Origin of the sequence: Variovorax sp. UC122_21 (assembly GCF_044056785.1) — a bacterium.
GTDB lineage: Bacteria > Pseudomonadota > Gammaproteobacteria > Burkholderiales > Burkholderiaceae_C > Variovorax.
The window spans coordinates 64056-85643 of sequence record NZ_CP172004.1; the positions used below are offsets into that span (position 1 = coordinate 64056).

A 21588-nucleotide genomic window follows, 5' to 3' on the forward strand; every position below is an offset into this window, starting at 1 on the left:
TCGTAGAGACGGACAGTCAATCTCGGCGATGAGCTGACGATTGGAAACAATGAGTGACAGATTGTCTCCATTGGTGTGCGGAGGGAGGTTCCGCCTGTCCTGGAAAATTTGCCGCTTGTCGGTGCAGAGAGGTAGATCGTCCAGGACCTCCTGCGCGAGCGGCGCAACAATCCCTCCGAATGACCTTTTCGGCCGCTTCGGGCTCAACGCCTTTTCTTGCCCCAAACCTCGGGCGATTTCGCTCGTGCTTGATCGCCGGGCCATTTCTCTGCCCGCTCGTGGCGGGCCCTTCGGCCAACGCGTGGCAGCTGCTCGCCTCCGGGCTCTGCGCGGCCGTGCTGTTGCTGTTGGCGAGTGGCGGTGCCGTCGATCGGCGCTTGGCCGCTTGGCTGGCTTGTTGCGTCGCGGCGCTTGCGCTTTCGTTCTCAGGCTTCGCGGACCTGCGCTTCATGGCCTGCGCGGCGTTGGCGGGCATCGGGTTGTCGGCGCTCGCCGGAGCCGGCAAAGAGGACCGGGTCGTGTCTATCCCGGCGGCGTTGGCCTGGGGCGTCCTGGCGGCCGGCGTCATCAACGCACTTGTCGGGCTGCTCCAGTACGGCAACCTGGCTGAAGACCTGTTGCCCTGGATCACCTCTCCCACCGCTGGCCGCGCCTGGGGACTGCTGCGCCAGCGCAACCAGTTCGGCACATCGATCAGCTTGGCCTTGGTCGCCGCCTTGTGGCTGTACGCAATGGGAGACTCCGGTCGCATACGGAGCAGCCTCGTCGCTGCTGTCGTGCTGCTCATTGCCGCCACCGCCGCATCAGGCTCCCGCACCGGCTTGCTCCAAGTGGTGCTGATCTCGGTCGCCGCGGGCGTCGTGGCCTGGAAGGAGCGCCGCATTGCTTCCGATCCAATCGCGGTTCGCCGCCTGCCGCCACCCTTGGCATTGCTGGCCATCCTCCCGCTCTACTTCGCCCTGAACTGGCTGCTACCCCAGCTCGCAGCCATCGGCACCCCCAGCAAGGCCATCGCCTCCGCCGGCGCCCTGGTCCATCGCCTCCAACCCGCCGCCCTCGGCAACGAAAGCCGCCTCACCCTCTGGCACAACGTCCTCTCCCTCATCGCCGAGCGCCCGCTCACGGGTTGGGGCTGGGGCGAACTCAGCTACGCCCATTTCATGGCCGTCTACCCGGGCCCGCGTTTCCCGGTGCTCCTGGACAATGCCCACAACCTCCCCCTGCATCTCGCAGTCGAACTCGGCATCCCCGCCGCCGTGCTGATCTGCGGCGGCTTCCTCTGGCTGGTGATTACCGCCCGCCCCTGGCGCGAGCGCGACCCGAACCGGCTCATGGCCTGGGGCCTGCTGGCCGTCATCCTCGTGCACAGCCTGCTCGAGTACCCGTTGTGGTACGGCCCCTTCCAGTTGGTCTTCGGCCTGTGCCTGGGCATGCTGTGGCCCGCGCGCGCCAGCAGCGATCGAGCGTCGCCGTCAGTGAAAAAGGCATGGCTTCCCGACGGCCGAAAGCTTTCGGCTCTGGCAAGCATCGCCCTGCTCTCGTTCGTCGTCTACGCCGCCTGGGACTACACCCGCATCAGCCAGATCTACCTGCCGCGCGACGAACGCCTGCCGCCCTGGCAGGACGACACGCTCGCCAAGGTCCGCGATTCCTGGCTGTTCGCGCGCCAGGTCGATTTCGCCGAACTGACGCTGACGCCGGTCACGCACGAGAACGCGGCGCGGATGCATGCGCTCGCCGAGCGGACGCTGCATTTCTCGCCGGAGCCGCGCGTGATCGTGAAGCTGATCGAGAGCGCCGAGCTCTCGGGCCATGACGAGGAGGCACGGCTGATCGCCGAGCGCTTCAGGGTGGCCTTCCCGCGCGACTACGCGCGCTGGCTCCAGCAGAACCCCGTCGAGACGCTGCCGGCTCCTTAGGCCGCGGGCGCGGCGGTCCAGCTCCCCGACTTACCGCCATGCTTCTCCACCACATGCACCCCGGTGACCGTCATCCCCCGGTCCACCGCCTTGCACATGTCGTACACGGTCAGGAGCGCGATCTGCACGGCGGTCAGCGCCTCCATCTCGACGCCGGTCGGCCCGACGGTCTCGACCGTGGCGGTGCATTGCACATGCGGCGTCGCGTCGCCGGCGTCCGACAGCGCCAGGTCGACCGCCACCCGGGTGATGGCCAGCGGATGGCACAGCGGGATCAGGTCGCTGGTCTTCTTGGCGGCCTGGATGCCGGCGATGCGCGCGATGCCGAGCACGTCGCCCTTCTTCGCGCTGCCCGAAGCGATCAGCGCCAGGGTCTCGGGCCGCATCTCGATGCGGCCGGTGGCCACGGCCACGCGGTGGGTGGCGGGCTTGGCGGCGACGTCGACCATGTGGGCCTGGCCCTGGGCGTCGAAATGGGTGAGTGAGCTCATGGGTGAACGTTCAAGAGGGAGGTGCATCATACGAGCCCGAGTTCTGGACAAGCCATGCCACGCTGGACCCCGCCCCCTCGCAAGAAACGACCTTTCGTCCCCCACTCTGCGGACGATTTGCGCTAGCGTTTTAATAGCATCGCAGGTGCTGATGCCGCCGCTGGCGCGCGCGCAGCTGCTGCCGGGGCTCGGCGACGGCGGCGAGATGACGGCGACTGCCGAGCGCCATCTGGGCGACCAGATCGCGCGCGAGCTCTACCGCGACACCGACTACACCGACGACCCGGTGATCGCCGACTACGTGCAGGAGATCTGGCAGCGCCTGCTGGCGGCGGCGCGGGTGCGCGGCGAGCTCACGCCCGAGCTCGACGAGCGCTATGCCTGGGTGGTGATGCTGGGGCGCGACCGCAACATCAACGCCTTCGCGCTGCCGGGCGGCTACCTCGGGCTCAACCTCGGGCTGGTGGCGGCGGTGGGCAGCCGCGACGAGCTGGCGACCGTGCTCGGGCACGAGCTGTCGCACGTCACGCAGCGCCACATCGCCCGCATGATGGACAAGCAGAGCAAGCAGTTCCCGCTGATGCTCGCGGGCCTGATCCTCGGCATGATCGCGGCGGGCAAGAGCCGCGGCGGCGGCGATGCAGGCCAGGCGATGGTCATGGGCAGCCAGGCGGCGTTCATGCAGAACCAGCTGAACTTCTCGCGCGACATGGAGCGCGAGGCCGACCGCGTGGGCTTCGGCGTGATGACGCAGGCCGGCTTCGCGCCGCAGGGCGCGGCCACGATGTTCGAGAAGCTGCAGTACGCCTCGCGGCTCAACGACAACGGCTCCTTCCCCTACCTGCGCAGCCATCCGCTGACGACCGAGCGCATCTCCGACATGCAGGGCCGCTTCCAGTTCCGCATGGACACGGTGCCGCCGCCGGTGCTGCTGATGGACCACGCGATGGTCTCTTCGCGCGCGCGCGTGCTGACGCGCCCCGGCGTCGACGTGCTGCGGCAATGGGTCGACGCGGCCTCCACCGGCGAGTTCGCCAGGAGCACGCCCGCCCAGCAGGCGGGCACGCTCTACGCGGCGGCACTGTCGGCCAAGCAACTGCGCGACCACAAGGCGGCGCGCGCGCTGGCGCAGCGGCTGGTCGAGCGCACGGCCGACGATGCCCCGGCCGCGCGCCAGGCGCGCTGGCTGCAGGCCGAGATCGAACTGGCGGCCGGCGGCGCGGGCGTGGCCAAGGCGGCCTCGCTGCTCGACGGCAAGGCCAAGTCGCGGCCCGAGATGCTGCTGGCCGCCGACGTCGCGGTGGCGAGCCGCCAACCGGCGCCGATGATCCCGGTGCTGCGCGACTGGGTGGCGGCGAATCCGCGCGATGCCACGGCCTGGCGCACGCTGGCCAATCTCTACGGCGCGCAGAACGACACGCTGCACGCGGTGCGCGCGGACGCCGAGTCGAACGTGGCGATCCTCGACTATCCGGCAGCGCGCGACCGCTTCAAGGCGGCGCAGGAACTGATCCGCCAGAGCCAGAGCGGCCGCCCGGGATCGGTGCCGATCGATCACTTCGAGGCGTCGATCATCGATACCCGCGCGCGCGAGATCGAAGTATTGGTGAAGCGGCAGGCCGAGGAGCCGGCGCTGCGTTAGCCGGCGGGTGGGCGGTTCAGCGGCGCGTCAGCAGCCCGCCGAGCGCGCTCTCGATCAGCAGGCCGAGCACCGAATAGAGCAGCGAACCCACGAGCGCGGCGAGGAAGCCGTTGACGTGGAAGCCCGCCAGCAGGCCGGAGGCGGCCCAGAACATCAGCGCGTTGATCACGAACAGGAACAGCCCGAGCGTGACGATGGTGACCGGCAGCGTGAGCACCACCAGCACCGGGCGCACGATCATGTTGAGCAGGCCGATGACCACGGCCGCGATCAGTGCCGCGCCGAAACTGCTGATCTGGACGCCGCTGTAGAGGTAGGCCACCGCGAGCAGCGCCACCGCGCTGAGCAGCCATTTGAGAAGGATGCGCATGCGGTCCAGGATACCGCAGCGCCGGGGCGGCGGCGAGCCGGACATGCCCGCGAACCCGCGTGGGACGGGGCGTTGGCAAGGCCCCAAAAAAAAACGGCTCCCGAAGGAGCCGTCGCCTGAGCGGGATGGCGCGGCACCGAGGCCGCGACCCTCTTACTCCGCCAGTTCGTTGGCCAGCACCAGCAGCGCGCCCATGCCCATCACGGCACCGGGAAAGGCCCAGCCTTGCTGGCCGGCCGGCTTCTGCTCGGGCGTGACCGGCTCGAGGTCCACGCCGACCTTCGGACGGCGGGCGTCGACCACGTGCGATGCCATGTGCTCGCGCTTGAGCTGCTGGGTGAGCTCGGTCAGCGGACCCTTGGCCAGCACGGCCGTGACCTGCCCACCGTTGCGCTCCAGCAGCGGCAGCAGCTGCGCCTGCAGCTTGCTGAACCACTTCGCGCGCCAGTTTTCGCGCGCGCTGTGGCTCACCCACTTGCTGATGCGATGCGTCATGCGCGGCGCGCAGGCCACGAGCACCCAATGACGCGCCACCACCGTATCGGCGTCCGGCGCCAGTTCGGCGAACTGTTCGCAGGCGTAGACGGCGTCGTCGACGTAAAGAATGATCTTTTCCATAGGGTGCTCCTTCAGGTAGTTAGAGTGGCAGAGACGGGTCGAAATGGATAGGGGACTTTCGTGGGGCCGGGCTCAGCTCGCGGTGGCCGGCGTCGAGGACTTGGCGCGAGCCTGGCGCGCGGCCACCCACTTGCCGATGGCCAGCACGAGCAGCGCGCCGATGATGCCGGAGGCGTACTTCACGACATCGGTCTGCGGCAGCTTCGGCACCCAGGTCCAGGCGGCGGGGTTGACCACGGCGGGGTCGGACACGGCCATGGTGCCGGCGATCCAGCCCAGCAGCATGCCGCCGAGCGTGATGATCATCGGGAAGCGGTCCATCAGCTTGATCACGAGCTGGCTGCCCCAGACGATGATCGGGATGCTCACGAGCAGGCCGAAGATCACGAGCGGCATCTGGTGGCCTTCGCCGGCGCCTTGAGCGGCACCCGCGATGGCGATCACGTTGTCGACGCTCATCACGAGGTCGGCAATGATCACGGTCTTGACGGCACCCAGAGCCTGTCGCTGCCGGCGATGTTGCCGTGCGCGTCGTCATGCTCGGGCGCCAGCAGCTTGACGCCGATCCACAGCAGCAGGATCGCGCCCACGAGCTTCAGGAACGGAATCGCCAGCAGGGTCAGCGCGAAGAAGATCAGGATCACGCGCAGCAGGATGGCGCCGGCGGTGCCCCACAGGATGCCCTGCGTGCGCTGGGCCGGCGGCAGCTTGCGGCAGGCCAGCGCGATCACGACGGCGTTGTCGCCGCCAAGAAGGATGTCGATCATGATGATCTGACCGACTGCGACCCAGAATTCCGGGGTCATGAACTGTTCCATAGTTTCCTCTGTGTCTTCGTGACCGTCCCGCCCCACCATGGCGTGGTGGCCGCGGGCATGGCACGTGCGATGCGTTTCGATTCATCCCGGGCGGGCTGATCGAAGCGAGGAAATGAAACCGGGTGACACCGGGGGATCCAACGACGCTTCGACCAAACCTGCACAGGTTCAAATCGAAGGTCTGGCTCGGCATGCGCATGGCCGCTGGGCGACATGCGCGATGCCCGACAGGCCGGAAGTGTTGTGCTTCGTATTGACGACCTGGCGATGTCCGTCGCTGTCGCGACGGCCGGGAGCTACTCCCCTTCGTGGGCGCGATTAGAGCATCGGCGCTCGCGCGCTGGCAACCGAAAGTTTCAAGCCTTCAAAAGGAAGGCGTTCAAAACCTGCATCGCAGCAAGGTCTATTGCTACAAGTTTGGTAGCAAGGATAACCTTCGGCGGTCTCGGGACATTGGCGGACTATGATCGCCCGCCCTGCCGATCTTTCTGCGTTCATGGCCGCCATCCACATCACCGACATCGAGGCCGCCATCAATCACTGGCGCGAGAAGAGCCCCTCGCCCGATGGCATCACGCTCGCGCCCGAGCTGCGCGCGCTGGCCGAGGTCTATGCGCTCATGGTCTACCACCACGAGGACGAGGTCGACGAGGTCGGCTTCCCGGCCGAGGCCTGGGCCGCCTGGCTGGACTGGTACCAGAGCACGCCCGACACCCCCTGCATCGCGATCTGCTCCACCAGCCAGGGCGACGACGAGTGCAAGGGCTGCGGGCGCAGCTTCGACGAGGTGCAGCACTGGCCCGCGATGACGCCGGCCGAGAAGCGCGTCACCTGGCGCCGCATCACCATGGAGGATTCGGCTTGGCGCTTCAACCGCTATGCCGAGCGCGCGCGCGAGGCCGAGCCGCCGAAGTGGCCCGACGAGCCGGACGATCCCGCCGTGCCCACCGGGCCCGAAGACGCGAGCTGAACGGCCGGCCCGATGCGTCGCCTCGCGCAAGCCCCCAACCTCGCCATCGCGACGCTGTGGGTGCATGCGCTGCGCGAGGATGGCGTGGCCGCCACGGTGCAGCGCGAGTACCTGGGCGCGGCGGCCGGTCAGCTGCCGCCCGACCAGTGCCTGCCCGAGATCTGGATCGACGACGAAAGCCAGTTCGAGCTCGCGCAGCGGCTGCTGCATGCGCTGCAGCATCGGCCGCAGCGCAGCTGGCAGTGCGTCTGCGGCGAGCGGATCGAGGGCGGTTTCGAGCAGTGCTGGCAGTGCGGCAAGATGATGCCGCTCTGAGATTCCAGGCTACTTCCAGCGCAGCAGCTCGATGTCGACGCTGTTCGCGCCGTCGCCGAGCGTCAGCGTGTTCTCCTGGATCGTCGCCTGCAACTGCATCGAGCGCTGCGCCAGCGCCGCGAGCGCCTGCGAGGCGGCCGTGGGCACGCGGTAGACGCTGAGGTTCTGCGGCCGCGAGAGCTTGTTCTCGATGCCGCGCCACCAGATCTCGGCCGCGTGGTTGAAGCAGTAGACGATCACCTGGTCGGCCTTGCCGCAGGCCTTGATGACGGGCTTGTCCTCGGGCTGGCCGACCTCGATCCACAGCCGGGTCTGGCCCGTGAAGTCGCGCAGCCAGACATCGGGCTCGTCCACGTTCGACAGGCCGGCGCCGAAGGCCAGCGTGCCGTCGCCGTTGCAGATGTCCTGCAGCTGGTGCGCGTTGAGCGCCAGCGCGACCAGCCGGATCATCATCCGCTCGTCGGTCTCGCTCGGATGGCGCGCCAGCGTGAGCGCATGGTCGGCGTAGTAGCCGTGGTCGATGTCGGCCACCGCGAGGTTGGCCTTGAAGATGGTGGATTTGAGCGCCATGGGTGCGCGAGTGTATGCGCGCGCTCCCGGGCCGGCGCCGGCCCGGGAGATGCCCGCAGCCCGATCAATAGGCGACCGAGGCCTGCAGGTACACGGTGCGCGGCTGGCCCACGTACTTGCCGCCGTTGTTGTCGACCGAGCGGTTGAAGTAGCGGCGGTCGAACAGGTTCTTCACGCCCACGGCCAGCTTGAGGTTGCGCATCGTCGGGCCGAAGTCGTAGCCGGCGCGCACGTTCATCACCGCGTAGCCGGGGATGTTGCCCAGGCGGCCGGTGCTGTCCTCGAGCGTGACGTAGCGCGCATTGGTGTCGGGCGAGCCCGGCGAGCGCTGCTTCGACTGCGCGTAGACGTCGGCGTTGAAGGTCCACGGGCCGCGCTCGTAGCGCGCGCCCAGCGTCGCCACCTGGCGCGAGTAGAACGGCAGGTCGCGGCCCGCGAAGGCGCCGGCCTTCTGGATCGCCTGCGTGTAGGTGTAGGTCGCCGACACCGACAGCCCCTTGAGGGCCGGGCTCAGATCGCCGAGTTCGTAGCGCAGCGCCGATTCCAGGCCGCGGTGGCGCGTGGCGCCCAGGTCGGTCCACTGGCCGACGTCGCCCGTGATCGAGCGCGCGAGCTGCAGCTCCTTGTCGAAGTTGATGTTGAACAGCGTGAGCTCCGAGCTCCAGGCCTCGCCCTTGTAGTGCGTGCCGATCTCATAGGTCTTCGCCTTCTCGGGATGCAGGCCGTCGGTGGACTGCGCGAGCTGCGCGTACTGCTGCGGGCCGAAGGACACGCCGGCGTTCGCGAACAGCGACCAGCGCTCGTTCATGCGGTACATCACCGACACGGTCGGCAGCCATTCGTTGGAGTCGATCTTCGGCGCGATCACGCTGGTGATGCGGCCGTTGGTGAGCCCCACCACGTCGTTGTGCGAGCGGATCGCCTCGTAGCGCACGCCGGGCGTCACGGTCCAGTTGCCGAAGTCGATGCGGTCGTCGATGTAGAAGGCGTTGGCGGTGGTGCCGCCGGCGCTGGTCTGGTAGGCCGGCTGCGCCAGCGTGGTGGCGTCGAAGCCCGGGCGCGGGCGGTAGTAGCTGCTGCGCGTGGCCACTTCCGAGCTGGACTCCTTGAGGTAGCGGTAGCCCACGCTGACTTCCTGCACCACGCTGCCCGAGTCGATCAGGCGCGAGTAGCGCGGCTCGATCGCGAAGGTGTGGTACTCGCGCGGCGCGGCCGTCAGGCGGCGCTGGTTGGCGCTGGTGCCCGTGCCTTCCTGCTCGAGGTGGCTGCCGCGGAACGAGTCGGTGTAGTAGGTCAGCAGCTCGAACTTGTTGATGCCGTCGTTGTGCGTGTAGCGCAGCGAGCCGTCGGTGCGCCGTCCGGTGAAGTCGTCGAAGGGACGGTCCGACTGGAACGGGTTCAGCGCGTACTGCGCCGTCGTCAGGCCGCCGGGCATGCGGCCCTGGCCTTCGAAGTGGTGCAGCGCCACCGCGATGTCGTCGGTCTTCGAGAAACGGTAGCTGCCCTTGAGCATCACGTCGTCGATGTTGGTCTTGTCGTTGCTCTGGCGGAAGCCCTCGCCGTGCGTGCCCGAGTACAGCAGCGCCAGGCCCAGGCCCTTGTCGTTGGTGCCGCCGACGAACACGCTGGGCGTCGACTTGGTGCCGCCTCCATGGCCCGCGCTCTCCACGCCGATGCTGGCCTCGGCGGCGAAGGTCTCGGGGATCGAGCGCGTCACGAAGTTGATGATGCCGCCCACGTTCTGCGGTCCGAAGCGCACCGAGCCGGCGCCGCGCACCACGTCCACGGTCTCGATGTTGCCCAGCGACAGCGGTGCCAGCGACAGCTGCGGCTGGCCGTAGGGCGCGTAGGCCAATGGCACGCCGTCCATCAGGATGGTGGAGCGCGGCGACAGGCGCGAGGTCAGGCCGCGCACGCCGACGTTCAGCGAGATGTCGCTGCCGCCGGTGCCGTTGCTCTCCTGCACCTGCACGCCCGGGATCTGGCGCAGCACGTCGCGCACGCTCGACGAGCCGCTCTCGCGGATCTGGCGCTGCTCGACGATGGTCCGCGCGCCCGGATGCTCGACGACCTTCTTCTCGGTCGGGCTGCCGAGCCAGTCACCGGTGACGGTGATGGCCTCGAGCGCCTTGCCGTCGGCGCCCGCGGGCGCATCGCCCTCGGCGGCGAAGCCGGGCAGGCTCAGGGGAAGCAGGGCCATCGCGATGGCGGTGCGTTTGAATGCAGACACGGGAACTCCTCGGTTTTCGAAATGGAAGAAGGAACGGGCGGGCGTGGGGCGCGTCGTTCGGGCAGGCCGGCGTCGTCGCGCCGTCGTCGAATCGCTGGGCGTGGGTTCAGGACGAGGGCCGCGCGAGCGCGGCGCTGCGCCGGGCCGCCTCGGCGGCCGTGCGGCGGCGCCGCCACCAGAGCCAGATGCCGCTGAAACCGAGGCCGCCGAGCGCCAGGCCCAGCAGCGCGGTCACGATCTCGTGGACCACGCCGCCGAGCTCGCCGGTGTGCAGCGGGAAGATCACCGCGACCCAGCCGTTGCCGGCATCGAGCTCCTGCCACTTGCGCGCCGCCAGCACCTCGCCGGTGACCGGGTGGAGCCAGGCCGAGCTGATGCCGTTGGGATGCGGGTCGTCGGGCAGCCTGAAGCGAACGCGCACGGGCCGGTCGGCCTTGCCCGGCACCACCACGTAGCCGATCGGCTGGCCCGGATGCACCTGCTGCGCGCGCGCCACGATTTCGTCGAGCGGCAGGCGCGGGCCCTGGGCCGCGCCCTTGGCGATCGTCGGCGCCTTGACCGGCTGCTGCCCCATGGCGGCGGAGATGAAGTCGCCCAGCGGCCGCCAGGCCATGTAGGCGCCGGTGGCGACCGACACCGCGATCAGCAGGCCGAGCACCGCGCCGCCCGTGCGGTGCAGGTCGAACAGCCCGCGCAGCAGGCCGCGGTTCAGCACGATGCGCAGCGACGGTGGCCAGCGCGTCGGCCACCACAGTACCAGGCCCGTCACCAGCAGCACCAGGTAGGCCAGCGCCACGAAGGCCAGGATGCCCTTGCCGGTCTTGTCGAGCAGCAGGCTGTTGTGGATCTTGTAGATCAGGCTGTAGGCACCTTCCTGGGTGCCGCGCCGGCCCTGTTCGGCGCCGGTGAAGGGATCGAGGTAGACCGTGCCGTCCCAGCTGCCGCGCACCAGCACCCAGTAGCTGTCGCCGGGCTGGCGCGGCGGGCGCAGGGTCAGGTTGGTGTCGGGGCCGAACTCGGCCAGCAACCGCTGGCGCAGCGCTTCCAGCGGCAGCCGCGCCGCGGTGGCGTCGCCGGCCGTGCGCGCGACGAAGAGTTCAGGGTGGGCCTGGCGGTCGAGGGGCTGGCCCACGACCAGTACCGCGCCGAGCAGGGCGGTGACGGCGAGGATCGGGCCGAGCGTGAGGCCGACCCAGCGGTGGATCTCGAGCCAGAGACGTCGCAGGGAAGCGCGCAGCATGGACGGCGGGGACGCCGAGGCGTCCGCACGGAAGTGTTGCTGGCTGGCGCACGGCCGGCGGGCGGCGTGCGTTGGCTGGGAAATTGGAAGGAAACCGGAAAGGGCGATCGAAACGGATCGCCCGTCCTTGAGGGGCCTCAGGCCGCCTCAGCGAGCAAACCAACCGCCTGGAAAAAGCGGTTGGTGCATCGATGCACAGGGCGTCAGATTCTACCGGCGAGTTCGGCCGCCTTGCCCACGTAGCTGGCCGGCGTCATGGCCAGCAGGCGGGCTTTTTCCTCTTCCGGAATCGCGAGCGAGCGGATCAGGCCATGCAGCGCCTCGGCGGTCACGGTCTGGCCGCGCGTCACTTCCTTGAGCTGCTCGTAGGCGCCCTGCACGCCGAAGCGGCGCATCACGGTCTGGATCGGCTCGGCCAGCACTTCCCACGAGGCGTCGAGGTCGGCCGCGAGCGCGTCGCGGTTGAGCTCGAGCTTGCCCAGGCCGGTTGCCAGGCTGGCATAGGCCAGGGTCGCGTAGCCGAAGGCCACGCCGATGTTGCGCAGCACCGTGCTGTCGGTCAGGTCGCGCTGCCAGCGGCTGATCGGCAGCTTCTCGCTCAGGTGGCGCAGCAGCGCATTGGCCAGGCCCAGGTTGCCCTCGGCGTTCTCGAAGTCGATCGGGTTGACCTTGTGCGGCATGGTCGAGGAGCCGATCTCGCCCTTCTTGAGCCGCTGCTTGAAGTAGCCCAGGCTCACGTAGCCCCAGACGTCGCGCGAGAAGTCGACCAGGATGGTGTTGGCGCGCGCCACGGCATCGAACAGCTCGGCCATGTAGTCGTGGGGCTCGATCTGGATGCTGTAGGGCTGGAAGCTCAGGCCCAGGCCCAGCGGCGCCGGGGTCTCGACGACCTTGCGGCTGAAGGCTTCCCAGTCGAAGTCGGGCCAGGCCGCCAGGTGGGCGTTGTAGTTGCCGACCGCGCCGTTCATCTTGCCCAGCAGCTGCACCGAGGCGATCTGCGCGCGCGCCTTCGACAGCCGCACCGCCACGTTGGCGATCTCCTTGCCGACCGTGGTCGGGCTGGCGGTCTGGCCGTGGGTGCGCGAGAGCATCGACACGTCGGCGAACTGGTGCGCCATCTCGCGCAGCTTGGCGATCAGGCCGTCGATCGCGGGCAGCAGCACGGTGTCGCGCGAGGCCTGGATCTGCAGCGCGTGGCTGGTGTTGTTGATGTCCTCGCTGGTGCAGGCGAAGTGCACGAACTCGGCCGCGGCCAGCAGCTCGGGGCGGGCCTCGAACTTGGACTTGATCCAGTATTCGACCGCCTTCACGTCGTGGTTGGTGGTCTTCTCGATCTCCTTGATGGCCAGCGCGTCGGCCTCGGAGAAGTGCGACACCAGGCCCATCAGGTACTTGCGGGCGCCGCCGGTCAGCGGCTTGAATTCGGCGAAGCCGCAGTCCGACAGCGCGATGAACCACGCCACTTCGACCTGCACGCGCCGGTGCATGTAGCCCTGCTCGCTCATCAGGGGACGCAGGGCCGCGAGTTTGGCCGCGTAACGGCCGTCCAGGGGGGAAAGGGCGGAGACGGTGGAGAAGCTCATGCCCGAATTTTAGGCGGGCCGCCCGGGGAGGAACCCGGTACACCGAAAGCCCGGCTTTGGCGTTCCCCTAAAATGATTATGAACAAACGTTATCAAAATCGAGGGAGAGCGCCTTCATGAAACTGATCGGATCCGCCGCCAGCCCCTATGTGCGCAAGGTGCGCGTGGTGCTGGCCGAGAAGCGGCTCGACTACCAGTTCGTGATCGAGGACGTCTGGTCGCCCGACACGACCATCGCCAATTCCAACCCCCTGGGCAAGGTGCCGTGCCTGATCATGGAGGGCGGCGAGGCGATGTTCGACTCGCGCGTGATCGTCGAATACATCGACACCCTGTCGCCGGTCGGCAAGCTGATTCCCCAGCAGAGCCGCGAGCGCGCCGAGGTCAAGACCTGGGAAGCGCTGGCCGACGGCGTGATGGACGCCGGCGTGCTGTGGCGCCTGGAGCGCACCTGGACCGGCCGCGCCGACGGCGAGCGCAGCGAGGCCTGGATCGACCGCCAGCGCGCCAAGGTCGAGGCCGGCGTGGCCGCCATGGCCAAGGGCCTGGGCGACAAGCCCTTCTGCAGCGGCATCCACCTGAGCCTGTCGGACATCGCGGTCGGTTGCACCCTGGGCTGGCTGAACCTGCGCTTCCCCGAGATCGAGTGGCGCGCCGACTACGCGAATCTCGCGAAGCTCTACGACAAGCTGATGCAGCGGCCGAGCTTCATCGACACCCAGCCCTGAGCCGCCGAGCGGCTGAACCGCGTTCGCCCATGAAAAAAGCGCCTTCCGGCGCTTTTTTGTCGTTGGCCCGACCTCAGGGCTTGCGCAGCGTGTACTGCACCACGTCGATGCTGCGCTCGGCGAAGGCCGCCTCGCAGTAGGCCAGGTAGAACTCCCAGATCCGCATGAAGCGCTCGTCGAAGCCCAGCTGCAGCACCTGGGCGCGCTGCGCCAGGAAGCGCTCGCGCCAGCGCCGCAGCGTCTCGGCGTAGTCGGCGCCGAAGGCGAATTCGTCGACCACTTCCAGCCCCGCGGCCTCGGCGGCGCGCCGGAACTCGCGCGGGCAGGGCAGGCAGCCGCCCGGGAAGATGTACTGCTGGATGAAGTCGGTGGCGTCCACGTAGCGCTCGAACAGAGCGTCGTCGATTACGATGCTCTGGATGCAGGCGCGCCCGCCCGGCTTGAGCAGCCGGCTCACGCTCGCGAAGTAGGTCGGCCAGTATTCGCGGCCCACGGCCTCGACCATCTCGATCGAGCAGATCGCATCGAAGGGCGTGTCGCCGGTGGTCCGGCCGATGTCGCGGTAGTCCTGCAGCCGCAGGTCGACCGGCAGGCCCTCGGTGCGCTGGCGCGCGTGGGCGAGCTGCTCGTGCGAGAGCGTCACGCCGGTCACGGCGGCGCCGAATTCGGTCGCGGCCTTCTCGGCCAGCGCGCCCCAGCCGCAGCCGATCTCGAGCACCCGGTCGCCGGGACGCACGCCCGCCATCTGGAGCGCGCGCCGCACCTTGGCGTGCTGCGCCTCGGGCATCGGCCGCGTCAGGTCGCCCTCGAACCAGGCCGACGAGTAGTTCATCGTCTCGTCGAGCCAGAGTTCGTAGAAGGCATTGCCCAGGTCGTAGTGCGCCTGGATGTTGCGTGCGCTGCCGGTCCTGCTGTTGCGGTTCAGCAGCAGGTGGCGCAGGCGGTAGAGCAGGCGGCCGGTCCAGCTGCCGTAGAAAACGTTCTCGATCGCGCGCCGGTTCGCCACGAACACGCGCAGCAGCTCGACCAGGTTCGGCGTGGTCCAGTCGCCCGCGATGTAGCTCTCGGCGAAGCCGATGTCGCCCGACTTCAGCGCGGCGCTGCAGACCGTCCAGTTGCGCAGCGTGAGCGAGGCGGTCGGGCCTTCGCCCGGCGCGGCGCCGAAGTGGCGCACCGAGTCGTCGGGCAGCCGCACGGTCAGCGAGCCGTGCGCCAGGCGTTGCAGCAGGCGCAGCACGCTGCGGGCCGCGCGCGGCGCGTCCTGCGGCAGGTGGAAGCCCGAGGCGGGCGAGTCGGCAGTGGTCGTCGTCGGGGTCATGGATTCGCCTGCGGCTGGCGCGGCTCGCCGCGCGACACGGAATGAAGCGGTGGGGCCGGCTTGTGGACGAAGGGCACGCGCTTGAGCCACAGCCGCGCGGCCTGCCAGTGGATGCGCGCGATCAGGCCCAGCGTCATGGCGGGGTAGCGCCAGAGCGCGCGCCGCAGGCTGGCCGCGTCGAGCGCCTGGAGTTCGCCGCCGACGCTGGTCTGCAGCAGCGGGCCGTCGGCGTCGTCGTGGTCGATGCGCACCAGGGTGCGCGTGCGTTCGGCGTCGGTGAAGAAGCGGAAGCGGTAGCTGCCGTCGATGCGGCAGAACGGCGAGACATGGAAGGCCTTGGTCGCGCGCAGCTCGGGGCCGAAGGCCGGCCGGTCGAGCAGGTAGCAGTGGCGCTCGCCGAAGGTGTTGTTGACCTCGACCACGATCGCGCGCAGCGCGCCCATGCGGTCGTGGCAGTACCAGAAGCTGACCGGCTTGAAGGTGTAGCCGAACACCCGCGGGTAGCAGTGCAGCCAGGCCTCGCCGTCGGCGTCGTCGATGCCGTGCGAGGCCAGCAGCTCGTCGAGCCAGGCCAGCGCGCCGCCGGCATCGGGCGCGCGGCCGTCGCCATGGTCGACGTCGTGGAAGGACAGCGCGCCGCGGCGGTTGAACGCGAGCGCCGGACTGCCGTCGCGGCGCAGGGCGCGCATCGGCAGCAGCAGGAAGAAGGTGGGATAGGCGAAGGCATTGCGGGCCGGGCGCAGCCGCGCATGCCGGACCTCGCCGAAGCCGATCAGCGGCAACGGCCCCGCCGTGGTCATGGGGCGGCTTTCCCGGTCGCCAGCTGCGCCTGCAGGCCGCGGGCCGCGGCCAGGCCGGCCTTCAGGCCGTCCTCGTGGAAGCCGTAGCCCATCCAGGCACCCGCGAACCAGGTGCGTTGCCGTCCCTGCAGCGCGGGCACCCGCGACTGGGCCTCGATCGCTGAGAGATCGAGCACCGGGTGGGCGTAGTCGTATTCGGCCATGACCTCACTACGCGCGATCTCGCGAACCGGATTCAGTGAAACGATCACCGGTTGCGACCAGGGCAGCGGTTGCAGCTTGTTGAGCAGGTAGTGCAGGCAGACCCCGCCCGACTCCCGCGCGCCGTCCGCGCGCTGGTAGTTCCACGCCGCCCAGGCGGAGGGCCGTTCGGGCAGCACCGAGGCGTCGGTGTGCAGCACCGCGTGGTTCGGCTGGTAGCGGATGGCGCCGAGCACCGCGGCCTCGGCAGGGCTGGGCTCGGCCAGCAGCGCCAGGGCCTGGTCGGAATGGGTGGCGAGCACCAGGTGGTCGAAGGCCTCGGTGCCGGCGTCGGTGGCGATGCGCACGCCGTCGGCGTCGCGCTCGATGCGCCGCACCGGCGTGTTCAGGCGCGCATCGGACAGGCCCGCGACGATCTTCTCGACGTAGCGGTGCGAGCCGCCGCGCACGGTGCGCCACTGCGGCCGGTTGGCGATCTGGATCAGGCCGTGGTTGTGGCAGAAGCGGATCATGGTCGCGACCGGGAAGGCCAGCATCTGCGCGGTCGGCAGCTCCAGATGCAGGCCATCATCGGCAGGAAATACCAGTCGCGAAACGCCGGGCCGAAGCGGTGGGCATCGAGGAAGTCGCCCAGCGGCTGTGCCAGTTCGCCCTCGGTGCCGGCGAGCGCGATGCGCGTGGTCAGCCGGTTGAAGCGCATCAGGTCGGCCAGCATGCCGAGGAAGCGCGGGTCGACGAGGTTGCGGCGCTGCGCGAACACGGTCGCGAGGCTGCTGCCGCTCCATTCGAGCCGGCCGCCGCTGGGCCGCGTGGCCTGGACCGAGAACGACATGTCCGAGTCGGCGGTCGCCACGCCCAGGTCGGCGAACAGGCGGATCAGCTCGGGGTAGGTGCGGTCGTTGTAGACCAGGAAGCCGGTGTCGACGCCGTGCGCGACGCGTTCGCGCGAGCCGGGCGACGTCGGCAGCGTGACCGTGGCCGTGTGGGCGTGACCACCGAAGTAGTCACTGGCTTCGAAGAGGGTGATGTGGGCCGAGTCGCGCAGCGCGTGGGCCGCGGCCAGTCCCGAGATGCCGGCGCCGACGATGGCGACCCGGGTCGGCGGCCTCATGGCACCGCCCCCGGGTTGGCTGGAAGACAAAAATGCTGCGAGGCGCCCCGACGCGAAGGAGGGAGGGAGGAAGGAGGAGAAGAATCGCCTCGGGATTTCGACCGGACGGCAAGCGCCCGGAAGACCTCGCAACATGAAAACCGTGGGGCATTCACTGCCCACGCGAGTTATGAGCGAGGACTTTGCCGCACGGTTCCCACCGCAGTGGTAAGCGTTTGTGACGATCCGTTCACAATCTGATTGACGCATCGGTAAATAATATTACCGATACGTCGCTGTGTGAACTGATCAGTTTAGATTTTGATCGTGGGTGCCAACTCACCGGCTTCAGCCCGGATTGGCCGCCAACTGCTTCTCGATGATCGAGATGAAGGCGTTCTCGTCCGGCGCCGTCATGCTCGACCAAGCCTGCACCACCTTGCCGTCGCGGCCGATCAGGTACTTGTAGAAGTTCCATTTGGGCGTCGTGCCCGAGGCCTGGGCCAGCTGCTTGAACAGCGGGTTGGCGTCCGAGCCACGGACCGAGGACTTGCCGAACATCGGGAATTTCACGCCGAAGGTGCTTTCGCAGAAGTCGGCGATCTCCTTGTTCGACGCCGATTCCTGGGCGAAATCGTTCGACGGGAAGCCCAGCACCACCAAGCCGCGCGCGCGGTATTTGCTGTCGAGCGCTTCCAGTCCCTTGTACTGCGGCGTGAAGCCGCAGAAGCTGGCGGTGTTGACCACCAGCACCACCTTGCCCGAGTACTGGCACAGCGACTGTGGTTTCTCGTCCTGCAGCCGCGGGAAGGTGTGTTGCAGTATGGCGGGGCAGCCTGCCGCCGCCTGGGGCGCGGCAGCCGGCGCGGGTGCCGCGGGTTGCTGGGCGAAGGCCGGTGCCGTGGCGGTCAACAGGCCGGCCATCAGGGCCATTGCCGACATACGGAGCATCGGGACCGACAATGGGGTGGGGGTTCGCATGGCGGGCTCCTGGTTCACAAAAAGGGGGGGCGCATCCGTGCCGCGACGGCGCACGTATTCGCATCATCGCGCGCCTGTCATGGATGCGCCAAACGTGCCGTTTAAAATCGGCGGCCTTAGAAAGATATAGATGCTCTATCCGGAACTCTTCAGACAGCTCGAATCCGTCCGCTGGGACATGGACAAGGACATCCCGTGGCAGTCGTTCGACGCTTCGCTGCTGTCCGAAGAGCAGGCGCAAACCATCAAGATGAACGCCATCACGGAGTGGGCGGCGCTGCCGGCCACCGAGATGTTCCTGCGCGACAACCGCCACGATAGCGATTTTTCCGCTTTCATGTCGATCTGGTTCTTCGAGGAGCAGAAGCACTCGCTGGTGCTGATGGAGTACCTCAAGCGCTTCAGCCCCCAGCACGCCCCCACCGAGGCCGAGCTGCACGAGGTGCGCTTCGACTTCGACCCGGCGCCCCCGCTCGAAACCCTGATGCTGCACTTCTGCGGCGAGATCCGCCTCAACCACTGGTACCGCCGTGCCGCCCAGTGGCACACCGAGCCGGTCATCAAGCACATCTACACCACGCTGAGCCAGGACGAAGCCCGCCACGGCGGCGCCTACCTGCGCTACATGAAGCGCGCGCTCGAGAAGTTCGGCGACGAGGCCCGTTCGGCCTTCACCAAGGTCGGCGTGCTGATGGCGAGCGCCCGGCGCACCGCCCAGGCGCTGCACCCGACCAACCTGCATGTGAACAAGGCGCTGTTCCCGAACGACACCATCCAGAGCCGCATGCCCGATCCGGACTGGCTCGAGCACTGGCTCGACAAGCAGATCAAGTTCGACGCCGTCTGGGAAACCAAGGTCGGCGAGCGCATCCTGCACAACCTGAGCCTGCTGATGAACCGCAGCTTCAAGACGGTCCAGGAACTGAACCGCTACCGCAAGGAACTGGCGGCCAGCCTCGGCCCCAAGCCCGAATACCAGGGCGCGTAAAGCCAGGACCGCAGAAAATCGCCCCGCACGCCGGGGCGATTTTTTTGGGGCGCCCCTGTCACAAACCGGCAACGCCAGCCGTCTTGCTTCCATGGACGCCGCCACCCTCGCCTTCGACCGCCACCGCCCGCGCCTGCAGGGCATCGCCTACCGCATGCTCGGTTCCGTGGCCGAGGCCGAGGAGGTCGTGCAGGACGCCTGGCTGCGCTGGCACGAAACCGCCACCGAGGCGCTCGACAGCACCGAGGCCTGGCTGGTCACGGTCGTGACCCGGCTCTCCATCGACCGGCTGCGCGCGGCCAAGGTGCAGCGCGAGCACTACAGCGGCCACTGGATGCCCGAGCCCATGCTCACCGAGTCGCCGGTCACGCCCGAGCAGATGCTCGAGCGCGCCGACGACGTCTCGGTGGCCTTCCTGGCCGTGCTCGAGCGGCTGGCGCCCGAGGCGCGCGCGGCCTTCCTGCTGCGCGAGGTGTTCGACACCGACTACGACGAGATCGCGCGCATGCTCGGCAAGAGCGAGGCCGCCTGCCGCCAGCTCGTGCACCGCGCCAAGACCCAGGTGCAGGAAGGGCGGCCGCGCTACCGCGTCTCGCGCGAGACCCAGATGCGGCTGCTGCGCAGCTTCGCCGAGGCCTCGGCCAAGGGCAGCGTGCGCGAGCTCGAGGCCTTCTTCACCGAGGAGGCCGAGCTGGTCGGCGACGGCGGCGGCAAGGTCCAGACCTTCACGCACGGGCTGGTCGGCGCGCGCCGCATCGCGCAGCTCTACTTCGCCGTGCAGCGGCGCCACGCGGGCGGCGAGCCGGAACGCAGCGTGCGCACCGAGCTGGTCGACCTCAACGGCGAGCCGGGCCTGCTGCGCTTCATCGGCGGCGTGCTCGAGTCGGCCCAGACCTTCGAGTTCGACGGCGACCGCATCGCACGCGTCGCGCGCGCAGCGCAATCCCGACAAGCTCGCGCGCATCGCCGCGGCCTTCGCGCGCTGATTTTTTTCCGACTTCGTGTCACAGGCCGGCGGGCCGGCGCGTCTTCAGTGTGTATCCCGATTTCATCGTCAACCACTGGAGAACAGCGCCATGAACACCACCCCCCGCCTCAACTGGTTCAAGACCGTGCCCAAGGCCTTCGAGGCCCTGCTGTCGGTCAACACCGCCATCGCCAACACCACGCTCGAGAAGAAGCTGGTCGACCTCGTGTTCGCCCGCGTCTCGCAGATCAACGGCTGTGCCTACTGCCTCGACATGCACGTGCGCGACCTGCGCAAGGAAGGCGAAGGCTGGCAGCGCATCAACAGCCTCCCGACCTGGCGCGAGATGAGCTTCTACGACGCGCGCGAGCGCGCCGCGCTGGCCTGGGCCGAATCGCTCACGCGCATGGCCGATCGCCACGATGCGCGCGATGCCGAGTACGAGGCGCTGAAGGCCGCCTTCAGCGACCTCGAAATCGCCGAGCTCACGGTCGCGGTGGCGCAGATCAATTCGTGGAACCGCATGAACGTCGCGATGCACGTGCCCGCGCCGGTCAAGCCGCTCGAATAAGTGCAGCGGCGGGCGCTTCTCAGCGCCGCTCGACCACCACCGGCGAGATGCGCAGGCTCTCGCGCACCTGCGACACCGCCTCGCCCGCTTCGCCGCGCGAGGCGAAGGGGACCGGCCTGCAGCCGGTGCGTGCCGGCCTCGCTGAACACGCGCAGCTGCGGTGCCAGGGAGGGCAGGCCGCGCGCGGCCTGGGCGCGCAGGGTTTCGGCGCCGCCGCGTTCGCGGAAGGCGCCGAGCTGGACCCAGAAGCCGGCCGACGGCGTGTCGGGCCCGGCCAGTGAAGCCGCGGCCGCAGCGGCCACCGCGGCGGGCGAGGGCCCGCTCGGCGGCGCGGCCGCGGCCGGTGCCAGCGGTGGCAGGGCGTTCACCACCATCGGCGGGCGCGGTCCCGGCGGCTCGACCTCGTCGTCGGCACCAGGCGCGGGCCCGGCCAGGGTGGACGGCGCCACCGGCATCGTCGACGCCTCGGGCGCGTTCGTTCCCACCGTCGAGACCCAGGCCGAGGGCACGGCCACCGGGGCGGCCACTGACGCGGTGGTTGCGCGCGCCGGCATCGGCGATGGCGGCACGTAGACCGGTGCAGCGGGCGAGGGCGCAGGAACGGGCGTCGCCGCCAGCATCGTGTCCGACCCGCGCCGCCAGGCGCCGGTGCGGATGTCCTCGTTCGTGATGCGCTCGATCTCCACCGGCGCCACGCCGCGCAGCAGGTCGAGCTTGAGCGCGGCCGTGTAGCTCAGGTCGATGACGCGGCCGTCGACGAAGGGCCCGCGGTCGTTCACGCGCACGATCGCCTCGCGGCCGTTGGCCGGGTTGCGCACGCGCACATAGCTCGGCAGCGGCAGCGTCTTGTGGGCCGCCGTCATCGCGTACATGTCGTAGGGCTCGCCGCTGGCCGTCGAGCCCGCGTGGAACTTGCGCCCGTACCAGGAGGCCAGGCCCGACTCGCGGAACGGCCGGTCGTCGGTGATCGGCGTGTAGCCGCGGCCGAGCACGCTGTAGGGCTTGCTGGTGCCGCCGCTGCCGCGGATCGGCTCGATGCGGGGCTCGGCGTCTGGCACGCGCTCGAGGTTCGATGGCGGGCTGCTGCCCGGACCGTCGCGGCCACCGCCGCCGCGCGGCCCGCTCGCGCATCCCGCGAGCACGAGGGCGACAGCCACCGCACAGGCGGCGCAGGCCGC

17 protein-coding genes and 4 pseudogenes are annotated in these 21588 nt (G+C 69.1%); 8 read left to right on the forward strand and 13 right to left on the reverse strand.

The features are described 5' to 3' along the window. Window positions 1-179: 179 nt before the first annotated feature. On the forward strand, window positions 180-1919 hold the full coding sequence (locus tag ACHMXE_RS12510) for a PglL family O-oligosaccharyltransferase (protein ID WP_395349633.1): 1740 nt from the start codon (window positions 180-182) through the stop codon (window positions 1917-1919). Here ACHMXE_RS12510 and moaC read toward each other — a convergent pair. Continuing rightward, window positions 1916-2410, reverse strand: a complete 495-nt coding sequence (gene moaC / locus ACHMXE_RS12515) for a cyclic pyranopterin monophosphate synthase MoaC (protein WP_395349635.1) — start codon at window positions 2408-2410, stop codon at window positions 1916-1918. The two genes, ACHMXE_RS12510 and moaC, sit on opposite strands and share 4 nt — an antisense overlap. A 151-nt stretch (window positions 2411-2561) precedes the next feature. Here moaC and ACHMXE_RS12520 point away from each other — a divergent pair, with 151 nt between their 5' ends. Continuing rightward, window positions 2562-4052: a M48 family metalloprotease gene (locus ACHMXE_RS12520; protein WP_395349636.1), complete on the forward strand. Its 1491-nt coding sequence runs from the start codon at window positions 2562-2564 to the stop codon at window positions 4050-4052. Between the two features lie 16 nt (window positions 4053-4068). On the opposite strand, the gene ACHMXE_RS12525 is transcribed toward ACHMXE_RS12520, so the two are convergent. The 3 genes and pseudogenes from ACHMXE_RS12525 to ACHMXE_RS12535 form a co-directional block, all read right to left on the reverse strand. Next, entirely contained in the window at window positions 4069-4422 is a 354-nt protein-coding gene (locus ACHMXE_RS12525) for a phage holin family protein (protein ID WP_203203375.1), read from the reverse strand. 153 nt (window positions 4423-4575) lie between these two features. Next, window positions 4576-5040 carry a hypothetical protein gene (locus tag ACHMXE_RS12530; RefSeq protein WP_203203374.1) on the reverse strand — a complete coding sequence of 155 codons (465 nt, stop codon included), beginning with the start codon at window positions 5038-5040 and terminating at the stop codon, window positions 4576-4578. Window positions 5041-5112: 72 nt separating this feature from the next. Beyond that, window positions 5113-5858: pseudogene (locus ACHMXE_RS12535) on the reverse strand (TerC family protein). Between the two features lie 496 nt (window positions 5859-6354). Between ACHMXE_RS12535 and ACHMXE_RS12540 the strand changes: the two are divergent. Together ACHMXE_RS12540 and ACHMXE_RS12545 are read left to right on the forward strand one after the other, a co-directional pair. Further along, entirely contained in the window at window positions 6355-6828 is a 474-nt protein-coding gene (locus ACHMXE_RS12540; protein WP_395349637.1) for a DUF3717 domain-containing protein, read from the forward strand. 12 nt (window positions 6829-6840) lie between these two features. After that, window positions 6841-7143, forward strand: a complete 303-nt coding sequence (locus tag ACHMXE_RS12545) for a DUF2007 domain-containing protein (protein ID WP_395349638.1) — start codon at window positions 6841-6843, stop codon at window positions 7141-7143. A 9-nt stretch (window positions 7144-7152) separates the two neighbouring features. On the opposite strand, the gene ACHMXE_RS12550 is transcribed toward ACHMXE_RS12545, so the two are convergent. The 4 genes from ACHMXE_RS12550 to purB all read right to left on the reverse strand — a co-directional run bounded on the left by ACHMXE_RS12550 (window position 7153) and on the right by purB (window position 12766). Further along, the gene (locus ACHMXE_RS12550; RefSeq protein WP_208513038.1) at window positions 7153-7713 is read right to left on the reverse strand and encodes a YaeQ family protein; all 561 of its coding nucleotides are present in this window, start codon (window positions 7711-7713) and stop codon (window positions 7153-7155) included. A 64-nt stretch (window positions 7714-7777) separates the two neighbouring features. Then, on the reverse strand, window positions 7778-9913 hold the full coding sequence (locus ACHMXE_RS12555; protein WP_395353058.1) for a TonB-dependent receptor family protein: 2136 nt from the start codon (window positions 9911-9913) through the stop codon (window positions 7778-7780). Window positions 9914-10049: 136 nt separating this feature from the next. Beyond that, window positions 10050-11183, reverse strand: a complete 1134-nt coding sequence (locus tag ACHMXE_RS12560) for a PepSY-associated TM helix domain-containing protein (protein ID WP_395349639.1) — start codon at window positions 11181-11183, stop codon at window positions 10050-10052. Window positions 11184-11386: 203 nt separating this feature from the next. Beyond that, window positions 11387-12766 (reverse strand): adenylosuccinate lyase, encoded by a 1380-nt coding sequence (purB, locus tag ACHMXE_RS12565; protein ID WP_057593677.1) that lies wholly within the window; start codon window positions 12764-12766, stop codon window positions 11387-11389. Window positions 12767-12882: 116 nt separating this feature from the next. Between purB and ACHMXE_RS12570 the strand changes: the two genes are divergently transcribed. After that, on the forward strand, window positions 12883-13494 hold the full coding sequence (locus ACHMXE_RS12570) for a glutathione S-transferase N-terminal domain-containing protein (protein WP_203203367.1): 612 nt from the start codon (window positions 12883-12885) through the stop codon (window positions 13492-13494). Window positions 13495-13567: 73 nt separating this feature from the next. Here the strand turns inward: ACHMXE_RS12570 and ACHMXE_RS12575 are convergent, their stop codons facing one another. The 4 genes and pseudogenes from ACHMXE_RS12575 to ACHMXE_RS12590 all read right to left on the reverse strand — a co-directional run bounded on the left by ACHMXE_RS12575 (window position 13568) and on the right by ACHMXE_RS12590 (window position 17854). Next, complete coding sequence (locus ACHMXE_RS12575) at window positions 13568-14812, reverse strand: class I SAM-dependent methyltransferase (protein ID WP_395349641.1); 1245 nt, start codon at window positions 14810-14812, stop codon at window positions 13568-13570. Then, entirely contained in the window at window positions 14809-15612 is an 804-nt protein-coding gene (locus ACHMXE_RS12580; RefSeq protein WP_395349642.1) for a DUF1365 domain-containing protein, read from the reverse strand. The genes ACHMXE_RS12575 and ACHMXE_RS12580 overlap by 4 nt, the downstream gene beginning before the upstream one ends. Then, window positions 15609-16924 (reverse strand): annotated as a pseudogene (locus tag ACHMXE_RS12585) (NAD(P)/FAD-dependent oxidoreductase). The gene ACHMXE_RS12580 and the pseudogene ACHMXE_RS12585 overlap by 4 nt, the downstream one beginning before the upstream one ends. A 327-nt stretch (window positions 16925-17251) precedes the next feature. Beyond that, a complete protein-coding gene (locus tag ACHMXE_RS12590; RefSeq protein WP_209540570.1) occupies window positions 17252-17854 on the reverse strand; it encodes a glutathione peroxidase in 603 nt (200 codons plus the stop codon). Between the two features lie 160 nt (window positions 17855-18014). Here ACHMXE_RS12590 and ACHMXE_RS12595 point away from each other — a divergent pair, with 160 nt between their 5' ends. The 3 genes and pseudogenes from ACHMXE_RS12595 (at window position 18015) to ACHMXE_RS12605 (ending at window position 20410) form a co-directional block, all read left to right on the forward strand. Next, a complete protein-coding gene (locus ACHMXE_RS12595; protein ID WP_057597796.1) occupies window positions 18015-18872 on the forward strand; it encodes a hypothetical protein in 858 nt (285 codons plus the stop codon). Between the two features lie 91 nt (window positions 18873-18963). Beyond that, a pseudogene (locus ACHMXE_RS12600) lies at window positions 18964-19858 on the forward strand (RNA polymerase sigma-70 factor). A gap of 90 nt (window positions 19859-19948) precedes the next feature. Next, complete coding sequence (locus tag ACHMXE_RS12605; protein ID WP_203203362.1) at window positions 19949-20410, forward strand: carboxymuconolactone decarboxylase family protein; 462 nt, start codon at window positions 19949-19951, stop codon at window positions 20408-20410. 167 nt (window positions 20411-20577) lie between these two features. On the opposite strand, the pseudogene ACHMXE_RS12610 reads toward ACHMXE_RS12605, so the two are convergent. Beyond that, window positions 20578-21567: pseudogene (locus ACHMXE_RS12610) on the reverse strand (septal ring lytic transglycosylase RlpA family protein); the annotation flags it as partial. Window positions 21568-21588 lie beyond the last annotated feature (21 nt).